The sequence below is a fragment of the Streptomyces sp. NPDC008086 genome (assembly GCF_042957325.1).
In the GTDB taxonomy this organism is placed as follows: Bacteria; Actinomycetota; Actinomycetes; order Streptomycetales; family Streptomycetaceae; genus Streptomyces.
On sequence record NZ_JBIBIA010000007.1, the window covers coordinates 434,042 to 459,477 of the forward strand.

Annotated in this window: 25 protein-coding genes; 11 read left to right on the forward strand and 14 right to left on the reverse strand. The window is 71.1% G+C overall.

Annotation, left to right across the window (positions count from 1 at the left end; genetic code table 11):
• Window positions 1–44: 44 nt before the first annotated feature.
• Both ACFZBP_RS26515 and ACFZBP_RS26520 read right to left on the reverse strand, forming a co-directional pair.
• The gene (locus ACFZBP_RS26515) at window positions 45–1,502 is read right to left on the reverse strand and encodes an ATP-binding protein (protein ID WP_391416631.1); all 1,458 of its coding nucleotides are present in this window, start codon (window positions 1,500–1,502) and stop codon (window positions 45–47) included.
• Window positions 1,499–2,188: a response regulator transcription factor gene (locus ACFZBP_RS26520; protein ID WP_383455817.1), complete on the reverse strand. Its 690-nt coding sequence runs from the start codon at window positions 2,186–2,188 to the stop codon at window positions 1,499–1,501. The genes ACFZBP_RS26515 and ACFZBP_RS26520 overlap by 4 nt, the downstream gene beginning before the upstream one ends.
• 164 nt (window positions 2,189–2,352) lie before the next feature.
• Here ACFZBP_RS26520 and ACFZBP_RS26525 point away from each other — a divergent pair, with 164 nt between their 5' ends.
• A complete protein-coding gene (locus ACFZBP_RS26525; RefSeq protein WP_391416900.1) occupies window positions 2,353–4,764 on the forward strand; it encodes an MMPL family transporter in 2,412 nt (803 codons plus the stop codon).
• 18 nt (window positions 4,765–4,782) lie between these two features.
• Here ACFZBP_RS26525 and ACFZBP_RS26530 read toward each other — a convergent pair whose 3' ends face one another.
• The 5 genes from ACFZBP_RS26530 to ACFZBP_RS26550 all read right to left on the reverse strand — a co-directional run bounded on the left by ACFZBP_RS26530 (window position 4,783) and on the right by ACFZBP_RS26550 (window position 8,454).
• Window positions 4,783–5,616, reverse strand: a complete 834-nt coding sequence (locus ACFZBP_RS26530; protein WP_391416634.1) for a TetR family transcriptional regulator — start codon at window positions 5,614–5,616, stop codon at window positions 4,783–4,785.
• Between the two features lie 37 nt (window positions 5,617–5,653).
• A complete protein-coding gene (locus tag ACFZBP_RS26535; RefSeq protein WP_391416636.1) occupies window positions 5,654–6,700 on the reverse strand; it encodes a trypsin-like serine peptidase in 1,047 nt (348 codons plus the stop codon).
• 219 nt (window positions 6,701–6,919) lie between these two features.
• Window positions 6,920–7,468, reverse strand: coding sequence for a DCC1-like thiol-disulfide oxidoreductase family protein (locus tag ACFZBP_RS26540; protein ID WP_391416902.1), 549 nt, complete (start codon window positions 7,466–7,468; stop codon window positions 6,920–6,922).
• A gap of 37 nt (window positions 7,469–7,505) precedes the next feature.
• Window positions 7,506–7,913, reverse strand: a complete 408-nt coding sequence (locus tag ACFZBP_RS26545) for a hypothetical protein (RefSeq protein ID WP_383455809.1) — start codon at window positions 7,911–7,913, stop codon at window positions 7,506–7,508.
• A gap of 130 nt (window positions 7,914–8,043) precedes the next feature.
• Window positions 8,044–8,454, reverse strand: a complete 411-nt coding sequence (locus tag ACFZBP_RS26550; RefSeq protein WP_383455807.1) for a VOC family protein — start codon at window positions 8,452–8,454, stop codon at window positions 8,044–8,046.
• A gap of 68 nt (window positions 8,455–8,522) precedes the next feature.
• Here ACFZBP_RS26550 and ACFZBP_RS26555 point away from each other — a divergent pair, with 68 nt between their 5' ends.
• Genes ACFZBP_RS26555 through ACFZBP_RS26565 form a run of 3 tightly spaced genes read left to right on the forward strand, consistent with a single transcriptional unit; the run spans window position 8,523 to window position 11,901 of the window.
• The gene (locus ACFZBP_RS26555) at window positions 8,523–8,915 is read left to right on the forward strand and encodes a hypothetical protein (RefSeq protein ID WP_391416638.1); all 393 of its coding nucleotides are present in this window, start codon (window positions 8,523–8,525) and stop codon (window positions 8,913–8,915) included.
• Window positions 8,916–8,923: 8 nt separating this feature from the next.
• Window positions 8,924–11,422 carry a DUF4132 domain-containing protein gene (locus tag ACFZBP_RS26560; protein WP_391416640.1) on the forward strand — a complete coding sequence of 833 codons (2,499 nt, stop codon included), beginning with the start codon at window positions 8,924–8,926 and terminating at the stop codon, window positions 11,420–11,422.
• Entirely contained in the window at window positions 11,419–11,901 is a 483-nt protein-coding gene (locus ACFZBP_RS26565) for a hypothetical protein (protein WP_391416642.1), read from the forward strand. The genes ACFZBP_RS26560 and ACFZBP_RS26565 overlap by 4 nt, the downstream gene beginning before the upstream one ends.
• Window positions 11,902–12,207: 306 nt before the next feature.
• Here the strand turns inward: ACFZBP_RS26565 and ACFZBP_RS26570 are convergent, their stop codons facing one another.
• The 5 genes from ACFZBP_RS26570 to ACFZBP_RS26590 form a co-directional block, all read right to left on the reverse strand.
• Complete coding sequence (locus ACFZBP_RS26570; RefSeq protein ID WP_190072415.1) at window positions 12,208–12,969, reverse strand: succinate dehydrogenase iron-sulfur subunit; 762 nt, start codon at window positions 12,967–12,969, stop codon at window positions 12,208–12,210.
• The gene (gene sdhA / locus ACFZBP_RS26575; protein WP_391416644.1) at window positions 12,969–14,723 is read right to left on the reverse strand and encodes a succinate dehydrogenase flavoprotein subunit; all 1,755 of its coding nucleotides are present in this window, start codon (window positions 14,721–14,723) and stop codon (window positions 12,969–12,971) included. The genes ACFZBP_RS26570 and sdhA overlap by 1 nt, the downstream gene beginning before the upstream one ends.
• A gap of 22 nt (window positions 14,724–14,745) precedes the next feature.
• A complete protein-coding gene (locus ACFZBP_RS26580; RefSeq protein ID WP_062721899.1) occupies window positions 14,746–15,228 on the reverse strand; it encodes a succinate dehydrogenase hydrophobic membrane anchor subunit in 483 nt (160 codons plus the stop codon).
• Between the two features lie 5 nt (window positions 15,229–15,233).
• Complete coding sequence (gene sdhC, locus ACFZBP_RS26585) at window positions 15,234–15,614, reverse strand: succinate dehydrogenase, cytochrome b556 subunit (RefSeq protein ID WP_079056196.1); 381 nt, start codon at window positions 15,612–15,614, stop codon at window positions 15,234–15,236.
• Between the two features lie 187 nt (window positions 15,615–15,801).
• Complete coding sequence (locus tag ACFZBP_RS26590) at window positions 15,802–16,377, reverse strand: 2-oxo-4-hydroxy-4-carboxy-5-ureidoimidazoline decarboxylase (protein WP_391416648.1); 576 nt, start codon at window positions 16,375–16,377, stop codon at window positions 15,802–15,804.
• 215 nt (window positions 16,378–16,592) lie between these two features.
• Between ACFZBP_RS26590 and ACFZBP_RS26595 the strand changes: the two genes are divergently transcribed.
• The 3 genes from ACFZBP_RS26595 (at window position 16,593) to ACFZBP_RS26605 (ending at window position 19,531) form a co-directional block, all read left to right on the forward strand.
• Window positions 16,593–18,206, forward strand: coding sequence for a family 20 glycosylhydrolase (locus ACFZBP_RS26595; protein WP_391416904.1), 1,614 nt, complete (start codon window positions 16,593–16,595; stop codon window positions 18,204–18,206).
• An 89-nt stretch (window positions 18,207–18,295) separates the two neighbouring features.
• Window positions 18,296–18,799 carry a hypothetical protein gene (locus ACFZBP_RS26600; protein WP_391416649.1) on the forward strand — a complete coding sequence of 168 codons (504 nt, stop codon included), beginning with the start codon at window positions 18,296–18,298 and terminating at the stop codon, window positions 18,797–18,799.
• A 117-nt stretch (window positions 18,800–18,916) separates the two neighbouring features.
• On the forward strand, window positions 18,917–19,531 hold the full coding sequence (locus tag ACFZBP_RS26605; RefSeq protein WP_383455789.1) for a hypothetical protein: 615 nt from the start codon (window positions 18,917–18,919) through the stop codon (window positions 19,529–19,531).
• A gap of 24 nt (window positions 19,532–19,555) precedes the next feature.
• On the opposite strand, the gene ACFZBP_RS26610 is transcribed toward ACFZBP_RS26605, so the two are convergent.
• The gene (locus ACFZBP_RS26610) at window positions 19,556–20,050 is read right to left on the reverse strand and encodes a DUF1877 family protein (RefSeq protein ID WP_391416652.1); all 495 of its coding nucleotides are present in this window, start codon (window positions 20,048–20,050) and stop codon (window positions 19,556–19,558) included.
• Window positions 20,051–20,216: 166 nt separating this feature from the next.
• Here ACFZBP_RS26610 and ACFZBP_RS26615 point away from each other — a divergent pair, with 166 nt between their 5' ends.
• Window positions 20,217–20,612, forward strand: a complete 396-nt coding sequence (locus ACFZBP_RS26615; RefSeq protein ID WP_391416654.1) for a hypothetical protein — start codon at window positions 20,217–20,219, stop codon at window positions 20,610–20,612.
• A 131-nt stretch (window positions 20,613–20,743) separates the two neighbouring features.
• Here the strand turns inward: ACFZBP_RS26615 and ACFZBP_RS26620 are convergent, their stop codons facing one another.
• The gene (locus ACFZBP_RS26620; protein WP_391416656.1) at window positions 20,744–21,640 is read right to left on the reverse strand and encodes a septum formation family protein; all 897 of its coding nucleotides are present in this window, start codon (window positions 21,638–21,640) and stop codon (window positions 20,744–20,746) included.
• Window positions 21,641–21,893: 253 nt separating this feature from the next.
• Here ACFZBP_RS26620 and ACFZBP_RS26625 point away from each other — a divergent pair, with 253 nt between their 5' ends.
• The 3 genes from ACFZBP_RS26625 (at window position 21,894) to ACFZBP_RS26635 (ending at window position 25,357) form a co-directional block, all read left to right on the forward strand.
• Window positions 21,894–22,511: an RNA polymerase sigma factor gene (locus ACFZBP_RS26625; protein ID WP_383455778.1), complete on the forward strand. Its 618-nt coding sequence runs from the start codon at window positions 21,894–21,896 to the stop codon at window positions 22,509–22,511.
• Between the two features lie 212 nt (window positions 22,512–22,723).
• Complete coding sequence (locus tag ACFZBP_RS26630) at window positions 22,724–23,575, forward strand: hypothetical protein (protein WP_391416659.1); 852 nt, start codon at window positions 22,724–22,726, stop codon at window positions 23,573–23,575.
• An 888-nt stretch (window positions 23,576–24,463) separates the two neighbouring features.
• Entirely contained in the window at window positions 24,464–25,357 is an 894-nt protein-coding gene (locus ACFZBP_RS26635) for an oxygenase MpaB family protein (protein WP_391416661.1), read from the forward strand.
• Window positions 25,358–25,436: the final 79 nt, after the last annotated feature.

The window sequence follows — 25,436 nt, forward strand, 5'->3', positions numbered from 1 at the left end:
GCGCCCACGCGGCGGAGCCGCACATCGATACAGCCTCGCGCCCCTCAGGTGGGCAAGGTCACCGTGATCTTTACGCCCTCGCCGGGCGCCGAGTCCACCGTCACCTCGCCGCCGTGTGCCTCCACCACCCCCTGCACGATCGCCATCCCCAACCCGCTGCCCGCGCCCCCGCCGGCCCGGAAGAACCGGTCGAAGACGCGTGCCGCGTCCTCCTCGCGCAGCCCCGGCCCCTCGTCCTCGACACACAGCCGGACCACCCCGTCCGCCCGCCGCACCCCCAGCCGCACCGGCACGTCGGCGGGCGTGTGCGTGCGGACGTTGCTCAGCAGATTGCCCAGCACCTGACGCAGCCCCGACTCGTCGGCGTGCACGAGCAGCGCCCCGTCGGCGCCGACCGTGATCGGCCGCTCGGGCTGCTGGACCCGCAGGTCCTCGGCCGCCTCGCGCACCAGACGGCTCAGGTCGACGTTGCGGAACCGCAGTTCGGGCCGCTGGTCGAGCCGGGCGAGGGTGAGCAGTTCGTCGACGAGGCGCCCCATGCGGTCGACCTCGCCGTTCATCCGGTCCCAGGCGCGCTTTCGCTCGACGGGTTCGGTCAGCATCCCCTTGTCGTACAGCTGGAGGTACCCGCGTATCGCGGACAGCGGTGTGCGCAGCTCGTGCGAGGCGTCGCCGACGAAGCGGCGCAACTGGGCCGTGCTGCGCTCGCGCGTGCGGTACGCCGACTCCACCTGGTGGAGCATGGAGTTGAGGGCGACCCGGAGCTGTTCGACCTCCAGGGTCGGGTCGCGGCTGGAGGGGACGCGCCGGGTCAGATCGCCCTCGGCGATGGCCGACGAGGTCTCGACCATGTCCTCCAGCGGCCGCATCCGGCGGCGCACGCTGAACATCGTCAGACAGCCGAGCAGCGCCAGCAGCAGCGTCCCGACGGCCAGGTCCATCCGCAGCGCCTTGCCCATGCCCTCGTGCAGGCCCTCGGTCGGCATGGCGATCAGCACGGTCGTGCCGTCCGACAGTCGCGCGCCGACCATCCGGTGGCGGTCACCCTCGACCCGTACGTCCCGCGGCTCCTCGTCGGCGGCCAGGGCGACCGGGTCCCGCGCGGCCGCGGCGAGCGCGTGCTGGCGGGGCGTCGGCCGCAGTGGGCCGAGGGACACGGGCTGCCCCGCCGAGTCGACCGCGACGTACACCATGGTCGGGCTCGGCAGCGGATCGGTGTCCGTGGCGCCGCCGCCGTTGAACTTGTCGAGGGCGATGCCCAGTTCGCTCAGCGACTCGATCTGGCGCAGGGTGAACCCGGCGTTCCCCAGCGTGGTGCGCGCGCTCTTCAGCTCGGTGTCGACCTTGTCGAGCAGGAAGAACCGCGCGGTCATCAGACTGACGGCGGTCGCGACGGCGATGCCGACGGCCAGCAGCGCCACGTTCGTCAGCGTCAGCTTGCCGCGCAGCGAGTGGATGCCGTGCCGGCGGCGGAAGCGGCCGAGGAGCCCGGGGACCCTCATGCCAGCCCGTATCCGACGCCTCGCCGTGTGGTGATCACCGGCGGTCCCAGGGTGTCCAGCTTGCGCCGCAGATAGCTGATGTAGGTCTCCACGACGGTCGACTCGGGCGGCGTGTGCTCGTACTGCCAGACGTGGCGCAGGAGTTGCTCCTTGGGCACGATCCGGCCGCCGTTGCGCACCAGGAAGCGCAGCAGCGCGTACTCGGTGGGGGTGAGCTCGACGGTGCGGCCCGCGCGGCGCACCGAGTACGTCGACTCGTCCAGCTCCAGGTCGCCGTAGCGCAGGGGCGGTCGCTGCGGCAGCACATCGGCGGGGAGGGTGCGGCGCAGCACCGCGGTGATGCGGGCGACGACCTCGTCGATGTTGAACGGTTTGGTGATGTAGTCGTCGCCGAAGCCGAGGGCGCCGACGATCTCGGCGGGCGAGTCGCGTGCGGTCAGGAAGACGAGCGCCAGGTCGGGCCGCCGCTCGCGCAGTTCACGCCCCAGCGCCCGGCCGTCGCCGTCCGGGAGCATGACGTCGAGCAGCGCCACGTCCGGCCGGGTGCGCTCGGCCAGGGCGAGGCCCTCGCGGACCGTGCCCGCGATCATGACCTCGAACCGGTGGTAGCGCAGGGCGATGGCGAGGACGTCGGCGATGCTCTCCTCGTCCTCCACGACCAGCACGGTGCCAGAACGCGTCGTCATGCCCCCAGTATCGGCGGGGCCACTGACAGTCGGGCGGGTTCGCCCTTTGGAGTTCCTTGAGAGTCATGGCCGTCGCCTGCCACGCGCGCGTGCCGCGCCCAATCCTGTTGCCCAGGACCTGGGGGACCGACCGAACCGAATAAGGAGCGTTGAGCGTGGCGACATTGGCACGGTGGTGCTATCGGCACCGGCTGGTGGTCCTGTTGCTGTGGTTGGGGGCGCTGTTCGGCCTGGGCGCGGCGAGTTCCGCCGCCGGCACGAACTACGCGAACGTCTTCTCCCTCCCGGACACGGACTCCGCGACCGCGTACGACCTGATGGAGAAGGCCTTCCCGGAGCGCGCGGGCGACACCGACACGGTGGTGTGGAAGGTGGACGACGGATCGGTACGGGACGAGTCCGTACGGTCCCTGATCGAGCCCGCGCTGGTGGAGATCGGGCGGATGGAGGGGGTCGGCGAGGTCGCCGACCCGTACGCGGCGCAAGGGGCCGCGCAGATCAGCCGGGACGGGCGGATCGCGTACGCCCAGATCACGTTCACCGAGCAGGCCAACGCCGTCCCCATGGAGCTGGTCGAGGACGTCGTCGACACGGCACAGGCCGCCGAACGGGGCGGTCTCCAGGTCGAGCTGGGCGGTCAGGCGATCGCCCGCACCCAGGAGCCGCCGCAGGGCACGGCGGAGGCGGTCGGCATCCTCGCGGCGGCGGTCGTGCTGTTCCTGGCCTTCGGCTCGCTCTTCGCGATGCTGCTGCCGATCGTCGTGGCCGTCGCGGGCGTCGGCACCGGAATGATCGCGACCATGCTGATGAGCCATGTCACGGACGTGCCAGAAGTGGCCCCGCTGCTCGGCTCGTTGATCGGCCTCGGCGTCGGCATCGACTACGCCCTGTTCATCGTCACCCGGCATCGGCGCGGCATCCTGCGCGGGATGAAGCCCGAGGAGGCGGCCGTGACGGCCCTCAACACCTCGGGGCGCGCGGTGCTGTTCGCGGGCGGCACGGTCTGCATCGCGCTCGCCGGGATGCTGGTGATGAACATGCGGTTCCTGGACGGCGTGGTCGTCGCGACCTCGCTCACCGTCATCCTGAGCGTGCTCGCCGCGATCACCCTGCTGCCCGCTCTCCTCGGCCTGCTCGGCACGCGGGTGCTCAGCCGCCGGCAGCGACGCCGGCTCGCCGCGGCGGGACCGGAGCCGGCGGAGGCGAGCGGACCGGCGGCGCGCTGGTCGGCGTATGTCCAAAGGCGCCCGCGGCCGATCGCGGCCTTGGCCGTCGTCGTCATGGCGGTCCTCGCGATCCCCGTGCTTTCGCTGCGTCTCGGCGCCACCGACCAGGGCAACCACCAGGAGTCGACCACCACCCGGCAGGCCTACGACCTGCTCGCCGAGGGATTCGGGCCGGGCGTCAACGGCCCGCTCCAGGTCGTCGTCGACGGCGACGCCCCCGCGGGTCTGGTCGACGGCATCCGCGCCACCGAGGGCGTCGCCCAGGTGGCCGCCGTGCCGCCCGCGAACGGCGTCACGGTCATCCAGGTCGTACCGACGACCTCGCCCCAGTCCGAGGAGACGGACCGGCTGATCGACCGGCTGCGCGACGACGTGATCCCGCGGTCGGGCGCCGAGGCCCATGTCGGCGGCGTGACGGCGGTCTTCAAGGACTTCGCGTCGGTGACCGGCGACCGGCTGCCGTACTTCGTGGCGACGATCATCGCGCTCGGCTTCCTGCTCCTGCTGGTGGCGTTCCGCTCGCTGGTGGTGCCGCTGACGGCGGCGCTGATGAACCTCATCGCGGCCGCCGCGTCCTTCGGCGTCCTGGTGGCGATCTTCCAGTGGGGCTGGGGCACCGAACTGCTCGGGATCGGCAAGGAGGGGCCGATCACGTCGTTCCTGCCGGTCATCATGCTGTCCCTGCTGTTCGGCCTCTCCATGGACTACCAGGTGTTCCTGGTGAGCCGGATGCACGAGGAGTGGGTCCACACGAAGGACAACGCGCGCGCGGTGCGCGTCGGCCTCGCGGAGACCAGCCGGGTCATCAACTCGGCGGCCCTGATCATGATCTGTGTGTTCAGCGCGTTCGTGCTGAGCGGCGACATGGAGGGCGCGATGGCGGGCATCGGCCTCGCGGCGGCGGTCGCCCTGGACGCGTTCATCCTGCGTACGGCGCTGGTGCCGGCCGCGATGCACATGCTCGGCCGGTCGAACTGGTGGCTGCCGGACTGGCTGGAGAAGCGGCTGCCGCATCTCGCGGTCGAGCCCAGGGAGGAGGCGTCGGCGGCCGAGGAGGAGCCGGTCGTGCCGGGCCGGGCGTCGGTCGTCCACGGGTTCGTCCGCACCGCCGACGGCGACCCGGTCGACGGCGCGGCGGTGACGCTGCTGACGAAGGGCGGGCGCCGGGTCGACCGGGTGACGTCCCTGGCCGACGGCTCGTACATCGTCGCGGTACCGGCGCCGGGAACGTATCTGCTGGCGGTCACCGCCGAGTCGTACGGGTCCCGGGCGGCCCAGGTGGTCGTGGCGGACGGGCCGCTCGTGTACGACGTCGAGCTGGCCGACGGTGAGGTGGACGCCGTCAACTGACGGTCAGACGGAGGCTTTTCAGGGGCGCTCGTCCTCGGCGGGCGCCCCTTGCCCGCCCCCCTGCGCGCCCGTCCTTCCGTCCGCTTTCCCGCCGGCCTTCCCGCCGCCCCTCTTGCTCTCCTTGTCCTTCGCCGGATCCGGCAGCGCGTTCGTCATCCCGGGCAGGAAGTCCGTGAACAGCTCGTGCACCTCGCGCACCAGCGGCCGCAGCACCCGGAACCGCGCCAGGGCGACACCCCGCGCGGTCAGCCGTGCGCCCCGCTCGGCCAGCCGGTAGCTGCGCTCGCGGCCCTCGGTGCGGTCGAAGATCCAGTACAGGACGAGCCCCATCTGGGAGAGCCACATCAACTCCGGCAGCACGTCCCGCAGCTCCTCGGGCACCTTCGTCCGCGTCGCGCCCGCCAGCACCTGCCGATGGACCTCGATGGCCTCCACGCGCGCGTGCTCGGACTCCGCCGAGAAGGGGCTGAGCGGGCTGTCGGGGTCGGCGGCGTTCTTGAAGAACTGCACGGCGAACTCGTGGTACGGCGTCGCGATGTCCAGCCACACCTTCAGCACACCCGCGAGCCGCGCCTCCAGGTCGGTCTCGCGGGCCAGGACGTCCCGGATCGCCGCCTGGTGCTCGGCGGCGATCCGGTCGTAGAAGCCCTGGATCAGGTGTTCCTTGCCCTCGAAGTAGTAGTACGCGTTTCCTACCGAGACCCCGGCCTCCTGGGCGATGGCCCGCATCGTCGTCTTGTCGTAGCCGCGCTCCTGGAAGAGCCGCATGGCGGTCTCCAGGATCAGCGCGCGGGTCTGCTCGGACTTGCTGGGCGTGTCGCCCTGCTCAGGGCTGTCGTTCTTCGAGGGCACGGAACGAGAGCCTAACGAGTGGTGATTCGGCCGGCGGTCAGGAGGTCTGTGCCGTCTGGTACAGGTTCTGGGCGTCGGCGCCGAAGTACGGGCCGTACATCCGGTTCGGCAGGAAGTTGTACTTGAAGCTGTTCACCGAGGACAGCAAGCCCTTGCCGGTGGCCTCGTCGAACTGCGTGAACCAGGGGCCCCCGCTGGCGCCGCCCGTCATGTTGCAGTTCATGCCGTGGTCGTCGGAGAGCAGGAAGTCCCGGTTGGTGGTGCCGGAGCAGTAGATGAACTTCTCGCCGTCGTACGGGGCGGCGGCCGGGAAGCCGAACGAGTACATGCGCAGGTTGTAGCCGGTGTTGAAGGCCAGCCCCTGCCCGCCGACCACGTCCGTCAGCAGTTTGCCGTCCAGCGGGGCGACGACCGCCGCGCCGACGTCGTAGTTAATGTCCTCGCTCGCCGTCCACTGCGGGGTGGACAGGGTCTTCGACGCCGTCCAGCGGCCGTAGGGGGCCTGTCCGTCGTGGTAGCCGGGCACGAAGACCCAGTCGGTGTGCCAGGCGCCCTCCAGCTTCACGCAGTGGCCCGCCGTGATGACGGTGCTCTTGTTGGAGCTGGTGACGGCGTTGCCGGAACAGGACGCCGTACGGCCCTGGTAGGTGAAGAACACGCGGCCGGCCGTGGAGACGACCGCACCGCCGCCGCTCCACTGACCGCCGCCGTTCGGGAAGGCCATCAGGCCGACGTCGGAGACGGCCTTTCCGACCGCCCCGACGGCTCCGGCCACGTCGCCCGCCGGGGCGGTGGGCGCGACCTTGGTCGCGATGCCCTTGAGGGGAGCCGAACCGCCGTCGTGGTGACCGTCGACGGTCACCAGGTCGAGCGGGGTCGCCGCGCGCATCCGTTCCGGTGTCCAGAACTCGCGGGCCTGGCGCTGCGCGTCGGCCGGGACCGAGCTGACGCCGGTCGCGGTGTCGGGCCTCGGCGCGGCGCTCGCCGGTGTGGCGAGGGCGCCCGCGGTGAGCAGCGCGGTGACGCCGACCAGGGTGCCGAGGAGGGGACGGGGTGTGCGGGTGACGCCGGGTATGCCTCTCACGCGTACTCCTTCTGCGATGGGGGGACCGGGCGCCACCGGGTCGGCGCCGCCCGGCGGACGACAGACGGTCGATGCGAGTGCGGAGTGGAGAACCGGGAGGCAGCGTGCCAACCCGAGCACCGTTTTGGAAGGGCGCATGCCAAAACGAGGTTCGAAAGCGAGCCGTTCAGGACGAATTGGGTGCCTTGGGCAGGGCCTGACGGCAGCTCGACGACGGCCTCACCCCGTGGCGCAGGAACCGCCCTCGCAGCCCGGCGCGTCGTACGTCCAGCCCCGACCCGGGTCGTACGACCACCCGTCCCCCCGCCGATAGGCCCGCCCGCCCCACTGCGCCGCGTTCCACTGCGCCCCGCCCTGTCGCGCCCCGCGCCACTGCGCCGCTTTCCCCTGCGCCCCGCGCCACTTGGCGGCGGCGAGCACGGCCCCCTTGGCGAGCATCGCCCCGGCCGGGGTGCTGAGACGATGCGCCAGTCCCCGGTGCTCGCGCAGCGCCCACAGCGTGACGATCCAGGCGGCCCCGCCCCGGTAGACCTGCCCCGCGTCGCCGACGACGGTGATCTCGTCGAGGGTGGCCGCGTGGTCGAGGCCGGGGTGGCGCCGCCGGGCCTCGTCGGACCCGGCCGGGACCAGCTCCAACGGCACCAACTGCGGCTGCCGTACGAGCCAGTCCCGCAGGAAGGCGCACAGGGAGCACTGGGCGTCGTAGAGGACGGTGAGCCGCCGCACCGCGACGCCGGCCGCCGTGCCGGACCCCGTCCCGACCGTCACACCGGCCGCCCTGCCCGCTGTCGTACCGGACACCGGGTCACGCCCCGGCCGACGGAGCGATCCAGCCCTGCGGTGCGACCGGCGGCACCTGCTCGCGCTCCATCACACCGCGCCGCCGGATCTTGTTGAGCACGTAGACGTTGCCCAGGTGCATCACGCCGAGCACGAGCAGCACCACGCCGAGCTTGGTCGACAGGGCCTCGAAGATCCCGCGCGTGTCGAGCACGGTGTCGTCGTCGCCCAGATACAGCGCGACGAAGCCGAGGTTGACGAGGTAGAAGCCGACCACGAGCAGATGGTTCACGGCGTCGGCGAGCTTCTCGTTCCCGCGCAGCACGTCGGCGAGGAAGATCCGCCCGTTGCGGCTGAGCGTGCGGGCCACCCAGATGGTCAGGGCGATGCTGACAACCAGGTAGATGACGTAGGCGATGACCGTGCGGTCCATGACGCCCCCTCTTCTTGAACACGTTCAAAACGCTGACGAGGGAGACTCTAGACCTTGCCTTTGAACATGTTCAACTCAACGTCGGTGAGGCCTCCGTCACGCCGACCGCCGACGTGGCGTCAGGGTGGCGTCAGGGCCTGCGCCCGAGCTCCGGCCGCTTGGAGTAGTCCGTGAACCCGGTGACGTTGCCCCACGGGTCGGCGATCTCGACGGTCCACCCGGTGGCGCCGGAGAAGGGCTCGTCGAGCGGCTCGATGCCCGCGTCGCGCAGCGCCCGCGCCGCCCTCCGCGCGTCCGGCACCTCCAGCCACACGCGAGGGGAGGGCCAGGGGGGCGACCGGTGTCCCATGGCGTCCTCGGCGCGCAGCAGGATGCCGGGCGTCTCACCCCCGACCTTCAGCAGCGCGATCCCGGCCTCGTCGAGCCGGAACCCGACCGCGAACCCGGCGCGCTCGTAGAAACGGACGGCCTCGCCGAGGTCGCCGACCGGCAACAGCACGTGGTCGAACCCGAGCAGTTCGTACGACTCGTCATCTGACATGTCGTCAGAGTAAGGCGATGATCGGCCGGATCCGGTGATTGTCAGTGGCGGCTCGTACTGTCGTCGTCATGGGAATCGTGACGTTCGTCGACGAGACGACAAGCGGGAGCCGCGGCGACTGCTGGGGGCTGGAGATCGCCGAGGAGCGGCTCACCGTGCGCGAGCTGATCCGGCGCCGGGTCTTCCAGGAGGTCGCCGAGTACAACGCGCGTACGCCGGAGGTGTTCCAGGGCCTCGTGCGGCCGCGGGACGCCGAGCGCGTGCTGAACGGGTACGCGATGCGCACGGCCCGCAGGCTGGACCCCGAAGCACAGACCGAGCTCGCGCTGCGGGCCTTCACGGGCAACGGCTTCCTCGTGCTCGTGGGGGACCGTCAGCTCACCGACCTCGACGACGAGATCGAGCTCGCCCCGGCCACCGAGATCACGTTCCTCAAGCTCGTCCCGCTGGTGGGTGGCTGATGGTCGCCATGGCACCCGAACACGTCCAGCTGGTCGACGAGGCCCTCGCCCTGATCGAGGCGGAGGACGCCGAGCGGCTCGTCCCCGAACTGCTCGGGCTCTTCGCGCTGACCGACGGCAAGTGGCGACGGGACGGCCACAAGGTCGCCGAAGCCGTCTATGCCGCGGACACCGCCTTCCAGGCACGGCTGCTGCACGCGCTGGCCACCCGGTACCACGAGCTGGCGCCCGGCGCCGTCGGGCGCCGCCATGTGGTGGACCTGCTCAACAGCTTCCGGATGATGCGGGCCGCCACCGAGGGACAACCGGCCGCCACGCGCGCCGCGCTGATCAGCCTGATCGCCTGCCAGGACGTCCATCACGACCCGGACGGGCTCGCCCGGCTCGTCGACCAGGAACTCGCCGACGGGCGGGAGCTGTCCGGCGAGTTCGTCGCCGTGATCCGCCGCTCGTGTCTGACCGTGTGGAACGGCAAGAAGCGTCTGGGGGGACTGGTGGCGCGGCTGGACGGACCCCCGGTGAACCCGGGCGAGGCCTGGTCCGACCGGGCCCTCGCCGAGGTGGCCGAGCTCGGCGAGGACTGGCGGCGGCTCCTCGCCCACGCGGCCACCGCGACCAGCGCCCGCCCCTCCGCGAAGTGGGACAAGGCAGGCCGCGCCCTGATCGCGGCGCTGGACGCGGAGACGGGCGCCGACACCGACGCGGTGCGGGAGCGGCTGCTGTCCTGGCTCCGGCGGGCCGGCCGGCCGCGCACCAGCCCACTGCTCGCCCCGCGCTACGGGCCCGACCCCAACGCCACCTACGACCCGTACAACGCCGACGCGTTGCGCGGCCTCGCCTGGCTGCTCTCCCTCCTGCCCGCGCACCCCGAGACCGCCCGCACCCTGGGCGCCCTCGCCGAGACGTCCCTGCGCAAGGTCCCGGGCCTCGGACCCGTGAACCCCAAGGTCGCCAACGCCGCGGTCATCGCACTGGCCCGCGTCGACGCCGAGGCGGCCCTCGCCGAACTGGCCCGCCTCGCCACCCGAGTCACCTTCAAGGGCACCCTCAAGGTCCTCAACACCGAGCTGGACGCCCGCGCCCAGGCGCTGGGCCTGGCCCGCGAGGAGGTCGAGGAACTGGCCGTACCGGCATACGGCCTGACCGAGGTGGGCCGCGCCGAGCACCGGTTCGGCGAGGTCACGGCCCAGCTCGAGGTCCACGGCTCCAAGGCGGTGCTGAGCTGGCGCAACGCGAGCGGCAAGGCGGTGAAGAGCGTCCCCGCCGCCGTACGCCGCGACCACGCCGACGAGCTGAAGGAGCTCAAGGCGGCGGTCAAGGACATCGACAAGATGCTCACGGCCCAGAGCGAGCGCCTGGACCGCCAGTTCCTGGCCCGCCGCACCTGGCCGTACGCCGCCTGGCGTGAGCGCCACCTCGACCACCCCCTGGTCGGTTCCCTGGCCCGCCGTCTCCTGTGGACGGTCGACGGCACCACCGTCGGGTACGCGCACGGCGAGCTGCGGACACTGGCCGACACACCGGTGACCGACGGGACCCGGGTCGAGCTCTGGCACCCGGTCGGCCATGAACCAGCCGAGATCGTCGCCTGGCGCGACTGGCTGGAGCGGCACGGCGTCACCCAGCCCTTCAAGCAGGCCCACCGCGAGGTGTACCTGCTCACGGACGCCGAGCGGGCGACGGGCACGTACTCCAACCGCTTCGCCGCGCACGTCCTGCGCCAGCACCAGTTCCACTCCCTGGCCGCGCTCCGGGGCTGGCACGACAAGCTGCGCCTGGCCGTCGACGACGAGGCGCCGCCCGCCGTACGGGAACTGCCGCAGTGGGGTCTGCGCGCCGAGTACTGGATCACGGGCGACGGCGGCGAGGACCACGACGACATCAGCGACTCCGGCAGCTTCCTGCGCCTGCGCACCGACCAGGTCCGCTTCTACCCGATCGACGCCCCGCACAACTCGGCGCACTGCTGCGGCGGTGAGTACCGCATGTGGCTGCGCGACGGCGCCGACCCGGTCGAGCCGCTGCCCCTGACGGACATCCCGCCCCTGGTGCTCTCCGAAGTCCTGCGCGACGTGGACCTGTTCGTCGGCGTGGCGAGCGTCGGCAATGACCCGACATGGCAGGACGGGGGCCCGGACGGACGCTTCCGCGACTACTGGACGTCGTACGGCTTCGGTGAACTGGGCGTGAGCGCGGAGATCCGCCGGGGCCTGCTCGAACGCCTGATACCGCGGCTGAGGATCGCCGACCGCTGCACGATCGAGGGCCGCTTCCTGCAGGTGAGGGGCGAGCGGCACACGTACAAGATCCACCTCGGCTCGGGCAACGTCCTCATGACCCCGGCCGACCGGTACCTGTGCATCGTCCCCAAGTCCAACCCGGGCGCCCCGCAAGCCGGTTACCTGCCGTACGAGGGCGACCGGATGCTGGCGGTGATCCTCAGCAAGGCGATGATGCTGGCCGACGACCTGAAGATCACGGACCCGACGATCGTGAGTCAGCTGTGACCGCCCCCGTGAAGCGGGGCGTCCCGTTGTCCGACCACGAGATCTTCGTGGTGGACGGAGCCTTGCGCGACGTGTGGGTCCTCTCCGTCGAGGTCGAGGACTGGGACCGGGTGATCTCCGCGTTGACGGAGTCGGCATGGGAGGTCGCCTTCTCGACCACGCATCCCCTCGGGGACGCCCTGCTCCGCTCCGGCGCCGCGGCACTGTTCGCCGCGCTGGAGGAGGGCGGCCAGGACTCGGCGGCCTTCTCCGTCCGGATCGACGGCATCTGGTTCACCAGCTACTTCTTCGACTCTTCGGAGATCGAGTTCACCTTCGATCCCGCCGACGTCGTGGGGGCGGCGGAGGTCTCCGTCGTGGAGACGTTCATGAGGCGGGTGGGCGACGCGTGCGGCCGACGGGTCGTCATGTCGATGGAGTCGTCGTCCGATCGTGAAGGCCTGCCCGCCCTGTTCGAGTACACGCCGGAGCGCTCCTGACCCTCAGCCCCCGCAGCCGCCGATCCGTCGCGTGCTCACCGCGATGTCGTCCATCCGAACTCCGACCTCGGCCCCACGGGCGACTGGACGTCCTGGAAGACCTCGGCACCGGCCACGGCCGCGAGGTGGCAGTGCGTGGAGTTCCACCTGGATGCCCGCGACAACCCACATACCTCAACTGCCTTTCAGGCCACAGGCATCGAGGAGCGGCACGGCGGGGGTGAGGTGGGTGGGACAGCAAGGGCCCCGTTTCCCGGTTGCGCATCCGGGAAACGGGGCCACCTCACCGTAGAAGGGGAACAGCGCTCAGAAGCGGCGCGTGATCAGCGCCTTCTTCACCTCGGCGATGGCCTTCGTGACCTCGATACCGCGCGGGCAGGCGTCCGTGCAGTTGAAGGTCGTGCGGCAGCGCCAGACGCCGTCCTTGTCGTTGAGGATCTCCAGCCGCTGCTCGCCGGCCTCGTCACGCGAGTCGAAGATGAAGCGGTGCGCGTTGACGATGGCGGCCGGGCCGAAGTACTGGCCGTCGTTCCAGAACACCGGGCACGAGGAGGTGCAGGCGGCGCACAGGATGCACTTCGTCGTGTCGTCGAAGCGCTCGCGGTCCTCGGCCGTCTGGAAACGCTCACGCGTCGGCTCGTTCGTGTCCTTCGTGATGAGGAAGGGCATGACGTCGCGGTACGCCTGGAAGAACGGCTCCATGTCGACCACGAGGTCCTTCAGGACCGTGAGGCCCTTGATGGGCTCGACCGTGATCGGCTTCTCGGGGTTGATGTCCTTGATCAGCGTCTTGCACGCGAGGCGGTTCTTGCCGTTGATCCGCATCGCGTCGGAGCCGCAGATGCCGTGGGCACAGGAGCGGCGGAAGGTCAGCGTGCCGTCCAGGTCCCACTTGATCTTGTGGAGGCCGTCGAGGACGCGTTCCTTCGGGTCGATCTCCAGCTGGAAGTCTTCCCAGGTGGCCTCGGCCGAGACCTCCGGGTTGAAGCGGCGGACCCGGAAGGTGACCGTGATGTAGGGAGACGCGGCGGACTCGGCCTCCACCTTGTCCATAACGGGGGTAGCCATCAGTACTTACGCTCCATCGGCTGGTAGCGGGTCTGGACGACCGGCTTGTAGTCGAGACGAATGGACTCCGTGCCGTCGTCGCCGACCTCGCGGTACGCCATGGTGTGGCGCATGAAGTTGACGTCGTCGCGGTTCGGGTAGTCCTCGCGGTAGTGGCCGCCGCGGGACTCCTTGCGGGCCAGGGCGGAGACGGCCATGACCTCGGCCAGGTCGAGCAGGTTGCCCAGCTCGATGGCCTCCAGCAGGTCCGTGTTGAACCGCTTGCCCTTGTCCTGGATCGAGACGTTCCGGTAGCGCTCGCGCAGCTCCGCGATCTTCTCGACCGCCGTCTTGATGGTCTGCTCCGTGCGGAACACCATGACGTTGGCGTCCATGGTCTCCTGGAGCTCCTTGCGCAGGGTCGCCACGCGCTCGGTGCCGGTGGAGGTGCGCAGCCGCTCGACCTGCTCGAGCACCAGCTCCGCCGGGTTCTCCGGCAGCTCCACGAAGTCGGCCTTCTGGCTGTACTCCGCGGCCGCGATGCCGGCCCGACGGCCGAAGACGTTGATGTCCAGCAGCGAGTTGGTGCCGAGGCGGTTGGCGCCGTGCACGGACACACAGGCGACCTCGCCGGCCGCGTACAGGCCCGGAACCACGGTCGTGTTGTCGCTGAGGACCTCACCCTCGACGTTCGTCGGGATGCCGCCCATGGCGTAGTGCGCGGTGGGCTGGATCGGGATCGGGTCCGTGTACGGCTCGATACCGAGGTACGTCCGCGCGAACTCCGTGATGTCGGGCAGCTTGGCGTCCAGCTGCTCCGGCGGAAGGTGCGTCAGGTCGAGGTAGACGTGGTCGCCCTCGGGACCGCAACCCCGGCCCTCGCGGATCTCCGTGTAGATGGAGCGCGAGACGACGTCACGGGACGCGAGGTCCTTCATGACCGGCGCGTACTTCTCCATGAAGCGCTCGCCGTCCTTGTTGCGGAGGATGCCGCCCTCACCGCGGGCGCCCTCCGTCAGCAGGATGCCCATGCGCCAGATGCCGGTCGGGTGGAACTGGAAGAACTCCATGTCCTCCAGCGGCAGCCCGCGCCGGTACACGGCCGCCTGGCCGTCACCCGTCAGGGTGTGCGCGTTCGACGTCACCTTGAAGAACTTGCCGCAGCCGCCGGACGCGTAGATGACGGCCTTCGCCTGGAAGACGTGGATCTCGCCGGTGGCCAGCTCGTAGGCCACGACACCGGCGGACTTCTTGACGCCGTCGACCTCGGTGATCAGCTGGTCGAGGACGTAGAACTCGTTGAAGAACTCCACGCCCTCCTTCACGCAGTTCTGGTACAGCGTCTGGAGGATCATGTGGCCGGTGCGGTCCGCCGCGTAGCAGGACCGGCGCACCGGCGCCTCGCCGTGGTTGCGGCTGTGACCGCCGAAGCGGCGCTGGTCGATGGTGCCGTTCGGGGTGCGGTTGAACGGCAGGCCCATCTTCTCCAGGTCGAGGACGGAGTCGATGGCCTCCTTCGCCAGGATCTCGGCGGCGTCCTGGTCGACCAGGTAGTCACCGCCCTTGACCGTGTCGAAGGTGTGCCACTCCCAGTTGTCCTCCTCCACGTTGGCCAGCGCGGCGGCCATGCCGCCCTGCGCGGCGCCCGTGTGGGAGCGGGTGGGGTACAGCTTGGTCAGCACGGCGGTACGGCTGCGCTTCGTGGACTCGATGGCCGCGCGCATACCGGCGCCACCGGCGCCGACGATGACGGTGTCGTACTTGTGGATCTTCATGGTGGTTGCCTCAGCCCCGTGCCTAGCGGATGTTCGGGTCGAAGGTGAAGATCACCAGCGTGCCCAGCAGGATGGTGAACACCGTGGCGGTGTAGAGCAGGCCCTTCAGCCACAGCCGGGTGTTCGCGCGCTCCGCGTAGTCGTTGATGACCGTGCGCAGGCCGTTGGCGCCGTGCAGCATCGCGAGCCACAGCATCAGCAGGTCCCAGACCTGCCAGAACGGCGAGGCCCAGCGGCCGGCCACGAACGCGAAGCCGATCTTCGACACGCCGCCGTCCAGCACCAGCTGGATCAGCAGGTGGCCGATGACCAGGACGACCAGCACGACGCCGGACAGGCGCATGAACAGCCAGGCGGCCATCTCGAAGTTGCCCCGCGTGGACTTCGGGGTCTTCTTGGTGCGCTTGCGCGGCGCCTCGATGTAGGGGGCCGGGTTGTCGACGTTGTAGAGGGACTCGCCCTCGACCGGGCCGATACCGGTGGCGGTCTTCTCAGTGGTGGACATACGCGTCAGCTCCCGAACAGTTCCTGAGCGGCGTGGCCGAGGACGGGGTAGATCGCCCCGAGCATCAGCACCAGCCAGAGGCCGACGACGGACCAGAGCATCTGCTTCTGGTAGCGCGGTCCCTTCGACCAGAAGTCGACGGCGATGACGCGCAGGCCGTTGAGCGCGTGGAAGAGGATGGCGGCGACGAGGCCGTACTCCAGCAGCGCGACGATCGGCGTCTTGTACGTGGCTACGACCTTGTCGTAGTCCTCGGGAGAGACACGGACGAGAGCGGTGTCCAGCACGTGAACGAACAGGAAGAAGAAAATGAGGACGCCGGTGACTCGGTGAGCCACCCAGGACCACATTCCTTCCCGGCCGCGGTACAGCGTTCCAGCCGGCACGGAAGTTCCTCCGGGAGCGGGGATTGGGGCCAGCCGGCTTGTGCTGTCGGTCGGGCCCGGCCGGGTACGGTCCACCGGCCCTCAGCATCGTATCCACGGTTGCCTGTGGCGCTTAGCGGGGGGCTGGGTATGTGATCAATGTGGCACGCGGATGGGGGATTGGCGGCTAAGGGGGTGCTCTGGTGGGTTATCTGCCGGGTGCTGCGCCGTTTGGGCTGGTCGCGCAGTTCCCCGCGCCCCTGAGTAGCTCCACCAGCCGTGCCCTTGCAAGGCGGCGGAGTTCCTCTGCCGCAACGACGCGCTCTTCTTCCGGATCGTTTGTCAATCGTGATCGGATGCCGGCGAGGGCCTGGTCGAGGGCCTCGTTCGGTGCGAGGTCGTGCACGCAGATGACGAAAGCGTGTCCGAATCTGGCCTCGTAGGCGGCGCTCGCTGCGCTGAGGGCCGTATGCGCCACCCCGTACGCGCCCTTCGGCAGTACCGGCAACGTTTCTCCTGCCAGTGCCCGCGTCAGGTCGCCCGGGGTCAGGTCGTAGGCCGCCTCGTCGGATGCGGCCAGTAGCGAGTCGACGTCCGGGTAGGGGCGGTGGTCGGTGATGCGGTCGGCCCAGCGGGGGCTGTGCAGGCAGGTCAGGAGGGTCTGTCGGACCTGGTCGGCGGGGGCCGTGTTGAAGGACTCCAGCGCTGTGGGGGACGGTGGAGTTCGGGTCTGCTCGGGCAGCGGCGGTATGGCGACTCGGCCAGGAAGGTGTGTGGGCGTCACGTGGTTTCGACAGGGGATTCTTGGGGCAGGAGTGGCGCCACGTTACCGAGTGTGGACGTGACGTGTCCGACGGATGCCCGAATTTCAGTCGAACGGGAGAGTTTCGGAACGTTCCCTGGACGGCGGGCCGAGCTCTCAGGGCCTAGGTTGGCGATGTGAGCCAGCACAAGCACAGGCGCCGGGCCCCGGCCACGAGGGCGCTGAAGCAGACGTGGGTGCTGATCGTCGCCGTGGTCGTCGTGACGGTCGCGGCCGGGGTGAGCCTCGGGCTCCTGGCCACCGGCGACGACGGGGCGCCGACCGGATCGGAGCAGCGGCGATCGGCACCGGGCATATCCGAGGCCGCCTCTCCCTCCGCACCGAGACGGGCGGCCACTCCCACACCGTCACCCACTCGGTCGTATCCGCTCTCGCAGGCCCCGCGGACGATCCCGGCGGTCGCCTCGCACACCGCCGCACGGGGGCCGGGCTGGCGTCCCGTGAAGGGGGGGCGGGTCGTCGTGAACGACAAGGGGCTCGCCGACGAGGGGCGGCTCATCGCCGGTGAGCTGGGACTGACGTACGCCGGTGAGAAGGACGACGTGCGGGCCGGCGACGTGCGGCTGGCGCTGAACGACGACAAGGGCGCGGATCCGGAGTCGTACTCGATGACCGTGGGCGGTGGACGGGTGACCATATCCGGGCCCGGCCAGGCGGGGGTCTTCTACGGGACCCGGACGCTGAAGCAGGAGGTCCACGACGGGGGTACGGCGCCGGAGGGCGTCGTGCGGGACGCGCCGGCCAAGCCGGTGCGCGGGTTCATGCTCGACATGGCGCGCAAGTATTTCACCGCGGACTGGATCGAGGACCGGGTGCGGGAGCTGGGGGACCTGAAGTTCAACCAGCTGGGGCTGCACTTCTCCGACGACCAGGGGTTCCGGATCGAGTCCACCTCGCATCCCGAGATCGTGTCCCAGCAGCACCTCACCAAGGCCCAGGTCAAGAAGATCGTCGAGCTGGCCGAGAGCCGGCACATCACCGTGGTGCCCGAGATCGACTCGCCCGGGCATCTGGGCGCCGTCATCGCCGCGCACCCGGATCTGCAACTGCGCAATGTGAACGGGGTCGCGACCCGGGGCGCCGTGGACATCTCCAAGCCCGAGTCCGCCGAGATCGTCGACGACCTGCTGAACGAGTACGCCGGGCTCTTCCCCGGGAACCAGTGGCACCTCGGCGGCGACGAGTACCAGGCGCTGGTGGTCTCGAATCCCGAGGCGTCCTATCCGCAGCTCGCCGCCGCGGCCCGGGAGGCCTACGGCTCCGGCGGCACCGTCGCCGACCTCGCCACCGGATGGCTCAACGACCGCGCCGCCACCGTCCGCGCCCACGACCGCACCCCGCGGGCCTGGAACGACGGGTTCTTCCGGAACACCTCCGTCCAGGCGGACAAGGACATCCAGGTGGCGTACTGGACGGGCAAGGAGATCGGCGCGCGGTTGCCGGTGGAGTACCTGAGGGAGGGGCGGAAGGTCATCAACTACAACGACGAGTTCCTCTACTACGTGCTCGGCGAGCCGCAGACCTTCGTCTATCCGACCGGTGAGCGCATCTACCAGCAGTGGACGCCGCGGGTGCTGCGCGGGACGACGCCCGTGCCGGCCACCTACGACGATCAGATCCTGGGCGGGGCGTTCGCGGTCTGGTGCGACCTGGCGAACTCGCAGACGCAGGCCCAGGTCGCGGACGGCATCCGGATGCCGCTGCGGGCGACCGTGCAGAAGCTGTGGGACGCGGGTGAGCCGGAGCTGTCCTGGGCCGAGTTCCAGGCGCTGGCGGACCGGCTGGACTGAGCCGTGGATTGGCCGATACGCCTGCGAACTCCCGTGCGACTGTGGTGTATTCGGCCCGAGCCGTACCGAAGAGCCAGGGGGAACCGGAAATGGGCTACTGGGGGTACTTCGTCGTGGGCCGCGGGGAGCGGCCGCTGGCGGAGCTGGACGCGCTGGCCGGCGCCGAGGGGATGACCCTGCGCGAGGAGGCGCCGGGTGGCTGGCAGGTGTGGGAGTACCCGAGCGGGGACGGTGCCGTCGGGAGCATGAACGCCCTGGCCGGCGAGACCGGGGCGCCCGCGCTCTTCGGGTACGTCATGGACAGCGCCTCGGTGGTGGTGGAGGCGGCGGCGCCGGAGAGCGGCGCGTGGACGACCTGTCTGGCGCGGGGCGCGATGGCCGGGTATCTCGGCGCCGACGACGAGGGGCTCACGCTTGAGGACTACTTCCTCGACGCCTCCGACGCCGCGGAACGGGCCGTCGCCTGGGCCTCCGAGGCCGGGCACGAGGTGAACGCCGAGTCGGTGATCGACGTACTCACCTCTGAAGCGGATCCTTTGGCCGAAAACCTCTTCTTTCGGTTGCTCGACCGGCTCGGTGTCGTACCCCTGTGACACTCGGGGGCCGTTGCACGCAGTAAGGGGAGGTGTGGGCTCCGTTAAGGAAGGGGCCCGCCAGGGGCCTGTGCGGGGACCCCGACCCTCATGACTGACCCGCTTAGGGAGGCGTGGATGAGCCTGGTGGAACTGATCGCTCAGGCCGACGAACGCGGACTGGCCGCCAGCGGGTTGGCTTGTTTGGATCGGTGTGTGCCCCTGCTGGGCGGTGACGACGAGGTCCTGCGGCCCCTCTGGGCGAACCTCGCCGCGGGCGGGGAGCCGACCGCGTGGGGTGAACTGCTGGAGCAGGTACGCGGGAAGCTCGGCGTCGCCGAGATCGTGGACGACGAGGACGTCGAGGACGAGGCCGCCCTGCTCGCCCGGCGGATGCTGGCCGCCGCCCCGGCCGTACGGTCCGCCGCCGAGGCCCGGATCTGGGCCGACGCCTGCTCCGTCGCCTCGCTCCAGATACACCGGCTCCTCGACCCCGCGGAGGACGACGCGTCCTCGGCCGGCGCCCTGCCCGAGGAGCTCAGCTCGGCGCGCGCGGAAGGGGTCCCCGCGGTGGAGGGCCGTACGGCGGGCATGTCGCCGCTCGTCGCCGCCGAACTGCGGCGCCAGATCAGCGTCCTGGAGATCCTCGCCGGGCATGGCGCGGGCGGGCTGCGCCGAGCGCTGGAGGTGTCGACGGAGGGGCGCCGGGTGCTGCGGGCGGTGGTGTCGCGCCGGGCCCGGGGGAGGGGCTGACGGGCCGGCACCGACGTACGGGCCTCAGATCACCAGCCACTTCACCACCGCGTCGCCGTACTCGGCCGTCTGCGCGTAGAACGCGGTCAGGTCGCGGTGGGTCGCGGCGAACAGGCCGCGCACCTCGGGTTCCGCGTCCGTCGCGATGTACGGACGCAGCAGTTGCGGGCGCGCGCGGCGCCACAGGTCATCGAAGTCGGCCGCCTTGAGATACCCGGCCACCCCGGTCACCTGGGCCGCGGTGAGCAGCAGGAACGGCGGCAGGGACGGGTTGGGAGGGAAGACCGGGCGGCCGCCGAGGACCACGTCGGTCGGGGGGCCGTCCGGGGCGTGGTTCGGGGGGATGCCGGAGTAGAGGAGCTCGACGTCGAGGTACTGCCGGTCGAGCACCTCCTCGCGATGCCGGCCGATCCGCTCCCGCACGATGTCCCAGTCGTCCTCGAACAGACGCTGGAACCAGGTCGCGCTGTTGCGCAGCGCCGAGGGCGGCACCGCTCGGAGGTGGAAGTACATGCTCATCAGTGACTGGAGCGCACGGGAGCGGCGAAGCGTCACTCCCGCGTAAACCCGATGTCTGAGGGAGTCCTGTGACTGTCATGGGGTGGACGTGGGGCGGTCCTGCACCGGTCCCGGTCAGCCCCCGGATCCGCGTGACGAAACGCACGTGGACCACGCTCTCCAGGATGTGACGACTCAAGCGGAGACCAGGCCCTCAGCCGCGAGCAAGCCCGTGCGGTGGGCGGCGGACGCGGTGGCGACGATGCGCGAGGGAGCGCGGCTGCGACTCGACTACTCGGCGCAGAGCCTGTGGCGGGTCGACCGGATGATCGAGGAGCTGCGCCGCGAACGGACCCCGTATCCCGCCGTGGAGAACACCCTGCGCGGTCTCGGCGCGTACGCCGGCGAGGTGATCGCCCGTCAGACCGGCGCCGAGTGGTGGGCGTCGGGCGGCGACCACTGGGTCAGGACCCCCGACGGACGGCTGTGGGACCCGATCGACGAGGCCCGGCGGTGTTTCATGGGCGACGGATCGCTGCGGCTGCTGTGCCGGGACGCGACGAGCGGCGGGTCGCGGGGGTAGGCGACCGTCGGACATGACTCGGCCGGGACCCCGTGAATGGGCGGGGTCCCGGCCGGGTCAGCAGCTTTGGGCGGACGCCTCGGCGGTCACGGCGTCAGGAAACGACGGACCGGGGCTCGCACGGTGGGGCGTCAGCTCGCCCAGACCTCGGCGTCGTCGGCCGGGACGGTGGTGGCCAGGCCCAGCTCCTTGCGGGCGGCGATCGTCTTGTTCGGGTCGATGCCGGTGAAGGCCGGGTCGTAGGCGATGTAGAACGCGTCGACGTCGGCGGCGTTCGCGGCCGTCTTCCACTGCTCGGCCGTCTTCGTCAGCTGCGCACGGAGCTTGCCGACCGCCGTGCCCTCGATGCCCTTCAGGCCCTTGAGGTGCGCGTCGAGGGCGGCGGCGACGGCCTTGGCCTGCGCCTTGTAGCCGGGCAGGTCCTCCTCGACGGTGTCCTTCTCGGACTGGTTGGTCCACAGCGCGTCGTAGACGGCGTTGGAACCCTGCAGGTACGTACTCTGCGCCGGCTTCAGCGCGTTCGCGTCGGCCTTCAGCGTGCCGGTGAAACTGCCCGACTCCTTGTTGTAGGTGCAGGTGACGGCGCGGTCGCCCGTCGCCCAGCTCTCCTTGGTCGGGGTGTAGTAGAAGATCGAGACTCCCTTGGGGAGCGCCCAGGTGTCCGGGGCGAACTTGCCCGCCTCGACCGGGCACCGCTTGTCGGCGATGGCCGTGATGGCGTCGTCCCCGGGGTACGAGCTGCCTTCGTCGATCTTGAAGTCGGCGACGACCTGACCCGCGTGCGCCTCGGTGCACGGCACGATCTCGACGAGGATCTCCTCGCCCTCGCCCTCGCCCTTGGTGTTGGGGTTGTAGCAGTCCCCGACGGCCAGCGAGAACACCGAGCGCTGGCGGGCCACCTTCTTCGCGCCGTCCTTGGCGCTGTCCACGGCGTCCGAGACGTCCGAGCAACCGGCCGCGCCGAGCGCGAGCAGGGCGACGGCGGCGGTTATACCGCGAAGGGGACGGGAAGGTCGAGGCATCGACATGACGTGTACATCCTCTTATTTGATCTTTATGAGGGCCGCGCGCATCGTATGCCATCCCGGGGCTGACGCTGCGCCAAGGCCCTTGCCTCACGCGGCGTCTGTGTGACTCCCGATGAACCGCAAGGGTTGTAGCCCGGCCGCGCTGTGACACTTCCGCGAGGCCGGGCGCTGTTGACCGTGGAGGGGCGTGCGAAAGGGTGGCCGCATCGCGAGCTGCGGATGCGCCGCGAACAGGTACGGACGAGGACGGTTCTTGGGCCAGGGAGGGGAACCCCGCCGCGTGCGCGCGCACGACGGGGAGTTGAGCGCGGCCGTCGCGCGGGCTCAGGAAGGTGACGAGGCCGCGTTCGCGGTCGCGTACCGCCTGGTGCAGCCGGGACTGCTCGGGTATCTGCGCGGTCTGGTCGGGGACGACGCGGAGGACGTGGCGTCCGACGCCTGGCTGGAGATCGCCCGCGACCTCGGCCGGTTCAAGGGCGACGGCGCCGGGTTCCGGGGCTGGACGGCGACCATCGCAAGGCACCGGGCGCTGGACCATCTGCGCCGGCAGAAGGTACGGCCCCGGGCGTCGGCGCTGGAGAGCGACGTACTGGACCTGCCGGGCCCGCACAGCACGTACGACCAGGCGCTGGAGTCGATCTCCACGGAACGTGCCCTGGCGCTGGTCGGCGCGCTGCCGCGGGACCAGGCCGAGGCGGTGCTGCTGCGGGTCGTCGTCGGTCTCGACGGGCCCGCCGCCGCACGCGTCCTCGGCAAGCGCCCGGGCGCGGTGCGGACGGCGGCGTACCGGGGTCTGAAGCGTCTGGCCCAGCAGCTCGGCGTCGCAGGTGTGACGGATGACGGCCCCAGGACGCTGGGGGAATCGAAATGAACAGTGAACCTGACGGCGGCGACCGGAGCGGCACACCGGCGCCTCGATGAGGCGAAGCGATGTGTGTTCGGTGAGTCGTACGGGGCGTGAGGGACGTACAGGCTCTACGGAGCGTGCGCGTCGCGGTCGTGACGAAGGTCGCGTAGATCACCTACGGCACATGCGTCACGGGACCGCTGACAGGCCAGGTCGGACAGGAACAGGAAACGGACATGGGTGAACAGCAGAGCGGCGGTGGGACCCCCGGCCGTCGGCGTGCGCACCCTGAGGGCCTCCTCCCCGGCCGGGCGGCCGGCCCGCACATGACGTTCGACGACGCCGCGCTGGAGGCGCTGCTCTCCGCCGCCGTACTGCGCGGACACCGCGCGGACCTCGACGCCGAGCAGCGAGCCGTGGCCGCGTACCGGGCCGCCCGCGCGGCCGGGGCACACCGGGCGCGCACCCGGCGCCGGGACGACTGGCGGCCCCGCGCGCCGCGGCGACTGGCGCTGTCGGTGAAGACCACGCTCTCCCTCTTCGTCGCGAGCCTCGCCCTGGGCGGCGTGGCGGTCGCCGCGATCGGCTCGGCCGGCTCCTCCGACGACCCCGCCGACGACAAGGTCGGCTCCACCCCGACGGCCGGTGCCCCCGACCGGCCGTCCGCCGAGCCGTCCGCCGCGGTGTCCGAGTCCCGCGGCGGACGGCCCGGCCACCCCGCCACAGCCCGGGACACCGAGGCCAAGTGCCGCGCCTACGACCAGGTCGAGGACAACGGCAAGGCCCTCGACTCCACGGCCTGGCAACGGCTCGTCGCGGCCGCCGGCGGCGCGGACCGGGTGGCCGCGTACTGCGCCGAGCAGCTGGCGCGGGCGGCGAAGAACGGGCCGGCGAAGTCCGAGCCGGCGAAGAACGGGCCCGCGAAGTCCGAACCGGCGAAGTCCGAGCCGACGAAGTCCGGGGTGCCGAATACGGGGCCGACGAAGACGGCCGGCGGCGGCGCCACGGGCAACAGCCAGGACCCGAGCGGGAAGAACGCCTCCGGCGAGAGCGCCGAGAACCCCGAGCAGGCCGAGAAGAAGGACTGAGTCCCCGGCCGGGCGGCCGGACGTCCGACCGGTCCGCCGCTTCCCCGGGGAGCCGGGTGCAGGGGCCGCCCGTCGGCCCGGCAGGAGGAGAATTATCGGGATACGGGCGGGCGGCAGGACTTGCTGCCGGACCTATGAGCGGCTTCGACGCGGACGGGGTCAACCGTGAGTTCTTCCCGGACGGCAAGTGGTCCGCGCTGCTCGTCGTGAACATCGGCCGACGAGCGGGGTCGGATCCGCGGCCGACCCCCGCTCGGTGGCACCGTGGCCCGCGGTGCGCGTTGTGCACGCGTCACGCCCGCCCCATGACTGGCGACGTCAGAACGATCAAACCTGGGCGGGAACCGGCACGACGCGTGGGCGGTCGCCCGCCGGCGGCGGCCCGTCCTCGCTAGTGCCGGCCCGGGCACCCGGCAGGGAGACCCATGACCGAGTACGAGGGAACCCCGCAAAGCCCCGCCCGCGACAACAGGCGCCCCGCCGGGGGCGACGACAGGACCGTCGAGGCCCTCGGAGCGCTGTCCAAGGCACTGGAGACGAGGATCCCCCGGCAGCGCGGGGCGGGTCGATCCCCGGGACCGAGGACTGGCAGCACGGCGCTGAGCGACCCGCGGGTCCGCGCGCCGCGGGTTTCCCCGTGCGGGGTCCGGCGGCGCATCGGAACGCGCTGTGCACAGCCGCATCGCTCCAGAGCGCCCCTTGGTTCGACAGGACACGGGATGCGCCTGGGCGGGACGCATGACGTGGTCGGCCCCGGTCACCATCGCTCATCGTGTTTCCCGGGCGCACGACGACCTGCCCCATGTTCGGCCGGCACCGGACCGTGAGCCACGGCACTGAGCCCGCCGCTCGGTGCACCCTGCCGCTGTTGCCCGTGTCCGTCCGGGCATGACGGACACTGGTGGGAGGGGAGGTGCGACGGTGCTGCTGGTAGTCCGTGAACGGCTGGGCCAGGCCCTGTTCCGCCGTGTCGCCGGCCCCGACGGACCGGCGGTGCGTGCCCGTATCCACCACACGCCCGGCCCGCGCTGGTTCGGACCGGACCGCCCGATCCGCACGGTCCACGCCGACGCCTCGATGTTCATCGGAGGGCTGAGCGCACTGCTGCTGCAGTCCCTGCACCCGCTCGCGATGGCGGCGGTGGCCGAGCACTCCGGCTACCGCGGCGACCCGTGGGGCCGGCTCCAGCGCACCAGCACTTTTCTCGCCGTGACGACCTTCGGCACCGCCGCGGACGCCCAGCGGGCCGTCGACCACGTGCGCAGCATCCACGAACGGATCAGCGGAACGACGGCCGAGGGCGTGCCGTACCACGCGGCCGAACCGCACCTGCTCGGCTGGGTGCACGCCGCCGAAGCCCACAGCTTCCTGCGCGCCCACGAACGCTACGGAGCCCGCCCGCTGGACGCCGCCGCCTATGACGGCTACGTCGCCGACACCGCTCGCGTCGCCGAGGCGCTGGGGGCGATCGACCCACCGCGCGACCGCCGCGAACTGTCCGAGCGGCTGGCCGCCTACCGCCCGGAACTGCGGGCCACGCCTGAGGCCCGCTCTGCCGCCCGCTTCCTGTTGTTCCAGCCTCCCCTGCCTCTCGTGGTACGGCCCTTCTACGGCGTCCTGGCCGCGAACGCCGTCGCGCTGCTCCCGCCCTGGGCCCGCGGCATGCTGTGGCTGCCCCGGGTGCCGGTCGTCGAGGACCTTGCCGTACGCCCCACCGGCCAGGTTCTGACCCGGACCATCCGCTGGGCCATGAACCCACCGCGCCAGTCTCGTCCGACCTGAGCCCCTGAGCCCCTGAGCCCCTGGGCCCCATGGCGCCGATGGGCCTGGAGGGGCTTGGAGCCGACACAGCGTTCCCAGG